The 8,952-nt window shown below is 70.5% G+C and carries 5 protein-coding genes; all 5 read left to right on the top strand.

All coding sequences use genetic code 11. The features are described from left to right. Positions 1 to 22: 22 nt before the first annotated feature. The 5 genes from mrdA (at position 23) to VN520_RS29125 (ending at position 8,576) form a co-directional block, all read left to right on the top strand. Positions 23 to 2,200, top strand: coding sequence for a penicillin-binding protein 2 (gene mrdA / locus VN520_RS29105; RefSeq protein WP_325749935.1), 2,178 nt, complete (start codon positions 23 to 25; stop codon positions 2,198 to 2,200). Further along, the gene (rodA, locus tag VN520_RS29110; RefSeq protein ID WP_325749936.1) at positions 2,200 to 3,393 is read left to right on the top strand and encodes a rod shape-determining protein RodA; all 1,194 of its coding nucleotides are present in this window, start codon (positions 2,200 to 2,202) and stop codon (positions 3,391 to 3,393) included. The genes mrdA and rodA overlap by 1 nt, the downstream gene beginning before the upstream one ends. A 51-nt stretch (positions 3,394 to 3,444) precedes the next feature. Then, positions 3,445 to 4,983, top strand: a complete 1,539-nt coding sequence (locus tag VN520_RS29115) for a CYTH and CHAD domain-containing protein (protein ID WP_325749937.1) — start codon at positions 3,445 to 3,447, stop codon at positions 4,981 to 4,983. Between the two features lie 50 nt (positions 4,984 to 5,033). Continuing rightward, positions 5,034 to 6,959 (top strand): TIGR03960 family B12-binding radical SAM protein, encoded by a 1,926-nt coding sequence (locus VN520_RS29120; protein WP_325749938.1) that lies wholly within the window; start codon positions 5,034 to 5,036, stop codon positions 6,957 to 6,959. An 837-nt stretch (positions 6,960 to 7,796) separates the two neighbouring features. Continuing rightward, entirely contained in the window at positions 7,797 to 8,576 is a 780-nt protein-coding gene (locus VN520_RS29125) for a TIGR03936 family radical SAM-associated protein (protein WP_325749939.1), read from the top strand. Positions 8,577 to 8,952 lie beyond the last annotated feature (376 nt).

Below are 8,952 nucleotides of genomic sequence, written 5' to 3' on the forward strand. Positions count from 1 at the left end.
CCACCACCACCGGGGGCGCCCAGTGAGCAACATCCCGGAGACGGGCCGGACCCCGAGGGTCCAGATCCGTCTCATCATCATCCAGGTGCTCGTCTTCTCCCTGCTGCTGACGCTCGGCGGCCGGCTCTGGTACCTCCAGATCCGCAACGGGCAGGAGTACACCGACGAGGCCAAGAACAACCACGTCCAGCAGGTCGTGCAGCCCGCCGTCCGCGGCTCCATCCTCGACGCGCGCGGCGTCCCCCTCGCCGACAACGAGACACGTCTCGTCGTCTCGGCGAGCCGCACCGAGCTGATGAAGATGAAGGACGACGGTGTCGCCGTCCTCACCCGTCTGGCCGACGTCTTGGACATGAAGCCCAAGGACGTCCAGGACAAGGTCCGGCTCTGCGACTCCAAGACCCCGCAGCCCTGCTGGAACGGTTCGCCCTACCAGCCGATCCCCGTCACCGACGAGGCCACCACCCAGCAGGCCCTCACGATCCGTGAGCGGGCCGAGGACTTCCCCGGCATCACCGCCGAACCCACCGCCGTACGCCGTTACGCCGCACCGGGCAAGGCCAACACCGCCCAGGTCCTCGGCTACCTCTCGCCGGTCACCGACGAAGAGGTCACCAAGGCCCAGGACACCGACTCGCCCTACCTCCGCTCCGACCAGGTCGGCCGCTCCGGCCTGGAGCGCACGTACGACAAGGAACTCCGCGGCAAGGCCGGGGTCACCCGGTACGAGGTCGACAACCTCGGACGCGTCATCGGCCAGGCGCAGAACGACGAGGCGGAGCCCGGCGCGAGCGTGGTCACCTCCATCGACGCCCGGGTCCAGGCCGTCGCCGAGTACGAGCTCAACAAGGCCATGGAGACGGCCCGCAAGGAGATGGACCGCAACACCAACGAGCTGTACAAGGCCGACTCCGGCGCCGTCGTCGTCATGGAGGCCAGGACCGGCCGCATCGTGTCCATGGCCTCCCTGCCGACGTACGACCCCAACGCCTGGATCGGCGGCATCTCCGCCAAGGACTACGCGAAGCTCACCGGGAAGAAGTCGAACTTCCCGCTGCTGAACCGGGCCATCCAGGGCACCGCCGCACCCGGATCGATCTTCAAGGTCGTCTCCTCGACCGCCGCGGTCAACGCCGGATACGACTTCGACGGCAGCTACCCGTGCCCGAGCTCCTACTCCATCGGCGGCCAGGTCTTCAAGAACTTCGAGTCCCAGGGATACGGCAGCATCGACATCGGGCGCGCCCTGGAGGTCTCCTGCGACACCGTCTACTACGGCCTGGCGCACAAGGAGTGGGCGAAGGACGGCGGCAACAAGCCGAAGAAGAACCCGGAGGACTGGTTCTACAGGACGGCCCACGAGTTCGGGCTCGGCAAGGAGACCGGCATCGACCTCCCCAACGAGGTCCCCGGCCGCGTACCCGACCGCCAGTGGAAGCAGGACTTCTACGACGCCAACAAGGCCTCCTGGTGCAAGCAGGGCAAGAAGGACGGCACGTACGTCGAGAAGATCGCGTACGAAGGCTGCCTCGAAGGCAACAAGATGCGCGCCGGTGACTCCGTCAACTACTCGATCGGGCAGGGCGACACGCTCGTCACCCCGATCCAGATGGCCACCATCTACGCCGCGATCTCCAACGGCGGCACCCTGTACGACCCGAAGGTCGGCAAGGCGATCATCAGCGGCGACGGCAGGACCGTGCAGGAGATCGAGCCGAAGGCCCACGGCAAGCTGCCGTTCAAGGGAGACACGCGCGACCAGATAGACGAAGCCCTCGCGGGAGTCGCGACCCGGGGCAGCGCCGCCTGGCGGTTCGGCGGATGGCCCCAGGACAAGATCCCGATGCACGCCAAGACGGGCACGGCCGAGGTCTACGGCAAGCAGACGACCTCCTGGTTCGCCACGTACACCAAGGACTACTCGATCGTCATGACGATCTCCCAGGGCGGCACGGGCTCCGGCGCCTCCGGCCCCGCCGTGCGCAACATCTACAACGCGCTCTACGGCCTCGACGCGACCGGCAAGCAGGACCTCAAGAAGGCACTGCTGCCCACGCCCCAGAAGACCCTGCCCAAGATCAGGCCGGACGGACAGATCGAGTCGCCCAAGATCAAGCCCTACGTCCCCGAGCCGCCCGCCGAGGACGGCACACAGGCGCTCGCGGGCGCCCTTCCCGGAACCCTGGGGAGGCGTGACTGATGGCAGGTTTCTCCGTCTCCCGCTACGGCCCCGAGGAGCGAGGCGTCTGGGCCAGGCTCACCGCTCGCGACTCCGTCGTGCGCCGGCTGGACTGGCCCCTGCTGGGATCGTCCCTCGCGCTGTCGTTCATCGGCTCGCTGCTGGTCTGGTCGGCGACCCGCGGCCGTGAGTCCCTCACCCACGGAGATCCGTACTACTTCCTGCTGCGGCACGCGCTCAACACCAGCATCGGCCTCGCGCTGATGATCGGGACCATCTGGCTCGGGCACCGGACCCTGCGGGGAGCGGTGCCGGTCCTCTACGGGCTGTCGGTCCTGCTGGTCCTCGCGGTCCTCACCCCGCTCGGTGCCACCGTCAACGGCGCGCACGCCTGGATCATCATCGGCGGGGGCTTCTCCCTCCAGCCCTCCGAGTTCACCAAGATCACGATCATCCTCGGCATGGCGATGCTGCTCGCCGCCCGGGTGGACGCGGGCGACCAGCTGCACCCCGACCACCGGACCGTCGCCAAGGCGCTCGGCCTGGCGGTCATCCCGATGGCCGTCGTCATGCTGATGCCCGACCTCGGCTCCGTCATGGTCATGGCGGTCATCGTGCTGGGCGTGCTCCTCGCCTCCGGCGCGTCCAACCGCTGGGTCTTCGGGCTCCTCGGCGCGGGCGCCGCCGGAGCGCTCGCCGTCTGGCAGCTCGGACTGCTCGACGACTACCAGATCGCCCGGTTCGCCGCCTTCGCCAACCCCGCGCTCGACCCGGCGGGCGTCGGGTACAACACCAACCAGGCCCGCATCGCCATCGGCTCCGGCGGACTCACGGGCACCGGGCTCTTCAACGGGTCCCAGACGACGGGCCAGTTCGTCCCCGAACAGCAGACCGACTTCGTCTTCACCGTCGCGGGCGAGGAGCTCGGCTTTCTCGGAGCCGGGCTGATCATCGTCCTGCTCGGTGTCGTCCTGTGGCGCGCCTGCCGGATCGCCCGCGGCACGACCGAGCTGTACGGGACGGTCGTGGCCGCCGGCATCATCGCCTGGTTCGCCTTCCAGTCCTTCGAGAACATCGGGATGACGCTCGGGATCATGCCGGTGGCCGGACTTCCGCTGCCCTTCGTGTCGTACGGGGGCTCGTCGATGTTCGCGGTCTGGGTGGCCATCGGGCTGCTCCAGTCGATCAAGGTGCAACGGCCGATGTCGGCCTGAGCACTTCCCTCCGCCCTGCATACCCCCGGCGATCGCGGATAGATTCGTCATATGGCGGACTCCAAGCGTGAGGTCGAGCGAAAGTACGAAGCGACTCCCGAGACCCGGCTGCCCGACCTGACCCGTGCGGCCGGGGTCTCGGCGGTCGTCCACCGCGGCCTGAGCGAACTCGACGCCGTCTACTACGACACCGAGGACTTCCGGCTGGCCGCGGACTCCCTCACGCTGCGCCGCAGAACCGGCGGTGCCGACGAGGGGTGGCACCTCAAGATCCCCGTCTCCGCGGACGTCCGTGACGAGATCCACGCCCCGCTCACCGACACCCTGCCGTCCGGCCTCGCCGGACTCCTCCGCTCCCGCGTGCGCAACACACCCGTGGCCCCCGTCGTGCGGATCCTCTCCGCCCGGGACGTCCACCACCTCCTCGACAAGGACGGCGCCCTGCTCGCCGAGGTGAGCATCGACGAGGTCCTCGCCGAGCGCCTCACCGAAGAGGGGCACGGCACCACCTCGGCGTGGACCGAGATGGAGGTCGAGCTGGCCGACGACGTCGACCCCACCGTCCTCGACGCCGTCGAGCGGCGGCTGCGCAAGGCGGGCGTCCAGCCCTCGGCCGCGCCGTCGAAGCTCTCCAGGGCACTGGACGACACCGCCCCGGGCAGGCGGCGGACGAAGAAGCAGAAGAAGCAGAAGAAGTCCTCCCCGCGCAGCGCCGGCGACCATGTGCTCGCCTACGTACGCCGCCAGGTCGCGGCCCTGGTCGAGCTCGACCCCGCCGTACGCCGTGACCTGCCCGACAGCGTGCACCGCATGCGGGTCGCCACCCGCCGGCTGCGCAGCGCCTTCAGGACGTACCGCGGGCTCCTCGACCGGACCGTCACCGACCCGCTGCGCGACGAGCTGAAGTGGCTCGCCGCGGAGCTCGGGGTCGAACGGGACCAGGAAGTCCTCGAAGCGCGGCTCCGCGCCCATGTCGACGCACTGCCCGCACCCCTGCTCCTGGGCCCCGTCAGCGCCCGGCTGCAGCTCACCTCCGTCGCCCGGCACACCGATGCGCGGCAACGGGTCGCCGCGGTGCTCGACACGGAGCGCTACCTCGCCCTGCTGGACTCCCTCGACGCCTTCCTCGCCGCCCCGCCCCTGCGCCCCGCGGCCGCGCGGGCACCGCAGGACGCCCTGCCGCGCGCCGTGCTCAAGGACTACGAGCGCCTCGCGGTCCGCGTCGGGCACGCCCTGGCACAGCCGCCGGGCACGGAGCGCGACGTGGCCGTGCACGAGGCCCGCAAGGCCGCCAAGCGTGTCCGCTACGCCGCGGAGGCCGCCAGGCCCGCCCTGGGGAAGCCGGCCAAGAAGTTCGCCGCGCGGATGAAGGACGTGCAGACGCTCCTCGGCGACCACCAGGACAGCGTCGTGGCCCAGGAGGCCCTGCGCGCCCTCGGCATCCAGGCCCACGGCGCGGGGGAGTCCGCGTTCACCTGGGGCCTGCTCCACGGCAGGGAGGAGGCCGAGGCCCGGGCACGGGAGCGCGAACTGCCCGAGGTCTGGGCCCGGGCATCACGCCCAGGACTGCGCGCGGCGCTGAAAGGCTGAGCACCGGGTTACGCTTGGTGGTCACCCCTGCCAGCTACGAAGGTCCACAGATGTCTGCCGAGTCGGTCTTCCCGCAGCTCGAAGCTCTGCTCCCGCACGTGCAGAAGCCCATCCAGTACGTCGGCGGTGAGCTGAACTCCACCGTCAAGCCGTGGGACGAATGCGACGTCCGCTGGGCACTGATGTACCCGGACGCCTACGAGGTCGGGCTCCCCAACCAGGGCGTCATGATCCTCTACGAGGTGCTGAACGAACGCGAGGGCGTCCTCGCCGAGCGCACGTACAGCGTGTGGCCGGACCTCGAGGAGCTGATGCGCGAGCACAAGGTGCCGCAGTTCACCGTGGACAGCCACCGCCCCGTCGGCGCCTTCGACGTGTTCGGCCTCAGCTTCTCCACCGAGCTCGGCTACACCAACATGCTCACCGCCCTGGACCTCGCGGGCATCCCGCTGGAGTCCAAGGACCGCACCGTCGACCATCCGATCGTGCTGGCGGGCGGCCACGCCGCGTTCAACCCCGAGCCGATCGCCGACTTCATCGACTGCGCGGTCATCGGTGACGGTGAGCAGGCCGTCCTGGAGATCACCGAGATCATCCGCGCGTGGAAGGCCGAGGGCCGGCCCGGCGGCCGTGAGGAGGTGCTGTTCCGCCTCGCGAGGACGGGCGGCGTCTACGTCCCCGGCTTCTACGACGTCGAATACCTCCCCGACGGCCGCATCGGCCGCGTCGTGCCCAACAGGTCCGGTGTGCCGTGGCGTGTGTCCAAGCACACCGTGATGGACCTCGACGAATGGCCGTACCCCAAGCAGCCGCTCGTCCCCCTCGCCGAGACCGTCCACGAGCGGATGTCCGTGGAGATCTTCCGCGGCTGCACCCGCGGCTGCCGTTTCTGCCAGGCCGGCATGATCACGCGCCCCGTGCGGGAGCGAAGCATCACCGGCATCGGCGAGATGGTGGAGAAGGGCCTCAAGGCCACGGGCTTCGAGGAGGTCGGCCTCCTCTCGCTCTCCTCCGCGGACCACAGCGAGATCGGTGACATCGCCAAGGGGCTCGCCGACCGCTACACGGACGACAAGATCGGCCTCTCGCTGCCTTCCACCCGGGTCGACGCGTTCAACGTGGACCTGGCCAACGAGCTCACCCGCAACGGCCGCAGGTCCGGTCTCACCTTCGCCCCCGAGGGCGGCTCCGAGCGCATGCGCAAGGTCATCAACAAGATGGTCTCGGAGGAGGACCTGATTCGCACGGTCGCCACCGCGTACGGCAACGGCTGGCGCCAGGTGAAGCTGTACTTCATGTGCGGCCTGCCCACCGAGACCGACGAGGACGTCCTCCAGATCGGTGACATGGCGGTCAACGTCATCGCCAAGGGCCGCGAGGTCTCCGGGCAGAACGACATCCGCTGCACCGTCTCCATCGGCGGTTTCGTGCCCAAGCCGCACACCCCGTTCCAGTGGGCCCCGCAGCTCAGCGCCGAGGACACCGACGCCCGGCTGAAGAAGCTCCGGGACAAGATCCGCGACGACAAGAAGTACGGCCGCTCCATCGGCTTCCGCTACCACGACGGCAAGCCCGGCATCGTCGAGGGCCTGCTCTCCCGCGGCGACCGCCGGGTCGGCTCCGTCATCCGCGAGGTCTACGAGTCCGGCGGCCGCTTCGACGGCTGGCGCGAGCACTTCAGCTACGACCTGTGGATGAGGAGCGCGGAGAAGACGCTCCCCGGCTTCGGCGTCGACGTCGACTGGTACACCACCCGCGAGCGGACCTACGAGGAGGTCCTGCCCTGGGACCACCTCGACTCCGGTCTCGACAAGGACTGGCTCTGGGAGGACTGGCAGGACTCGCTCGACGAGACCGAGGTCGAGGACTGCCGCTGGACGCCCTGCTTCGACTGCGGCGTGTGCCCGCAGCTCGACCTGGACATCCAGATCGGCCCCACCGGCAAGAAGCTCCTGCCGCTGACGGTCGTGAAGTAGGCCCCCGCCGGGGCGACAGCCCGGTGACGAACGCCCGGCCCGGGAAATCCCGGGCCGGGCGTTCGTGTCATGCCCGGCATGGACCTCTCATGCCGGGCATGGACCTCTTCACGTCGGACATGGACCTCGGCGCGCGGCACCGCCCGCCCGAGCCGTACGACGGGAGGGAAGGCCGCCCGGCGGTCCTCGGACAGGCCTCCGGTGCGGATCGTGGCGTTGGTCCTGGTCCTGGTTCTGGTTCTGGTCCTGGTCCTGGCCTTGCTCCTCGCCCTGGTCCTGGTTCTGCCCGCGCGCATGCTCCGGACCCCTCTCGTCGCGGGAGGCCGCCTTCCGGAACGGGCGCTGCTGCGCCCCCGGGACGGGCACCGCAGGGTCGTCCGCCCCCGGCCGGACACGGGCTCCGGGGGCGTACGGCAGGCTGCTCGTCCCGGCGGTGTCCCGGCTCGTCACCGCGAGCCGGCGTGGGCACCGGTCAGGCGTGCCGCTCCGGGAAGCCGGACGCGCGGCCCGCAGCGCCCCGGCCTCGGCCCGGGAGACCCTTCACGGCGCGCGCCAGGACGCCTGACGCGCGCCGGGGGAGCGCCGCAGGTCATGGACGCGCGGGAACTCGAAGAGTCCGCTGCGCGTACCCTGGGTAGGACAACGACTGTCCCCAGCGCGGCGCCCGCGTCCGAGATCTCCCCGTCAGCCGGCACAACCGTCGAGCGGGGGTGAGCCGGAGCGGCACCCCGGGGGCACCACGTACTTCGTGGGCGGCACGCCACCGCGGCCGCCCCGCACCGAGGAGAAGAACCACTGGGCAAGCGACAGCCCGAAGGCCCGCCGCCCGCACCGGCGGTGCAGCGCATCAGACTGCGCTACACCAAGCGGGGCCGCCTCCGGTTCACCAGTCACAGAGACTTCCAGCGTGCCTTCGAGCGGGCCTTGCGCCGCTCCGAGGTACCCATGGCCTACTCGGCGGGCTTCACCCCGCACCCGAAGGTGTCGTACGCCAACGCCGCCCCCACGGGTACGGGCAGTGAGGCCGAATTCCTGGAGATCGCCCTCACCGAGGCGCGGGATCCGGACACCCTGCGCAAGCTGCTCGACGCGTCGATGCCCGATGGCCTCGATGTCATCGACGCGGTGGAGGCCCGTACCTCGGGGCTCGCCGACCGGCTGACCGCCTCCGTGTGGGAGATGCGGCTGGACGGAGTGGCCGTCCAGGACGCCGAGAAGGCCGTCACCGCCTTCATGGGCGCCGAGACCGTCGAGGTCCAGCGCCGCGCGAAGAACGGCATGCGGACCTTCGACGCCCGCGCGGCGGTCGTCGGTCTGCAAGCCCTTGATCCACAGCCTGATAGGTCCGGGGACAGGCCCTGTGCGATACTGCGCCTGGTAGTGCGGCACGTGACACCTGCCGTGCGACCCGACGACGTCCTGTCCGGTCTCCAAGCTGTGGCCGACCTGAAGCCGCCGGTCCCCGCAGCGGTGACCAGGCTGGCGCAGGGGCTCTTCGACGAGGAGTCCGGCACGGTGACCGACCCGCTCGCGCCCGACCGCGAGGCAGCCCCGGCCGTTTCCACGGCCGATCAGGCCGCCGCCGCGACGGCGCCGGATGGTGCAGGTTCCGCGTAAGGCGGTCGTCGTAGCGCAGCCCTCGGACTCGGGAGCCACCTGGGTCGGGCCGCGCACCGCCCCATAAGACTTTCGCCAGGCCGTGCGCAGCCCGTACGGAACCGGCGAGCCAGACATCAGCTCCCGTGCGGCGCCCGCGCCCCGGACGGCGGTATCGCGCACATCACGCGAATCGCGCCGGACCGGAATCAGGCGTGGCGCCCGGGAGCGCGACGGGAGAACCGCCCGCATGCACGAGCCGAACGAATCCGGTACCACCGGAAACCCCGCAAACGCGGAAGACAACAACGTCCCCGGGGACAAGCTGCCGCCGCGCCGCAGGCGCCGCGCGGCGTCCCGTCCCGCGGGACCGCCCGGCGCACCGGCTGCCGCCCCC

The organism is Streptomyces sp. (genome assembly GCF_035563135.1).
Taxonomy (GTDB): Bacteria; Actinomycetota; Actinomycetes; order Streptomycetales; family Streptomycetaceae; genus Streptomyces.

Bases quoted from the DNA above. Each gene is read 5' to 3' on its own strand.
- rodA (WP_325749936.1), top strand. From the start codon at position 2,200: ATGGCAGGTTTCTCCGTCTCCCGCTACGGCCCCGAGGAGCGAGGCGTC.
- VN520_RS29115 (WP_325749937.1), top strand. From the start codon at position 3,445: ATGGCGGACTCCAAGCGTGAGGTCGAGCGAAAGTACGAAGCGACTCCC.
- VN520_RS29120 (WP_325749938.1), top strand. From the start codon at position 5,034: ATGTCTGCCGAGTCGGTCTTCCCGCAGCTCGAAGCTCTGCTCCCGCAC.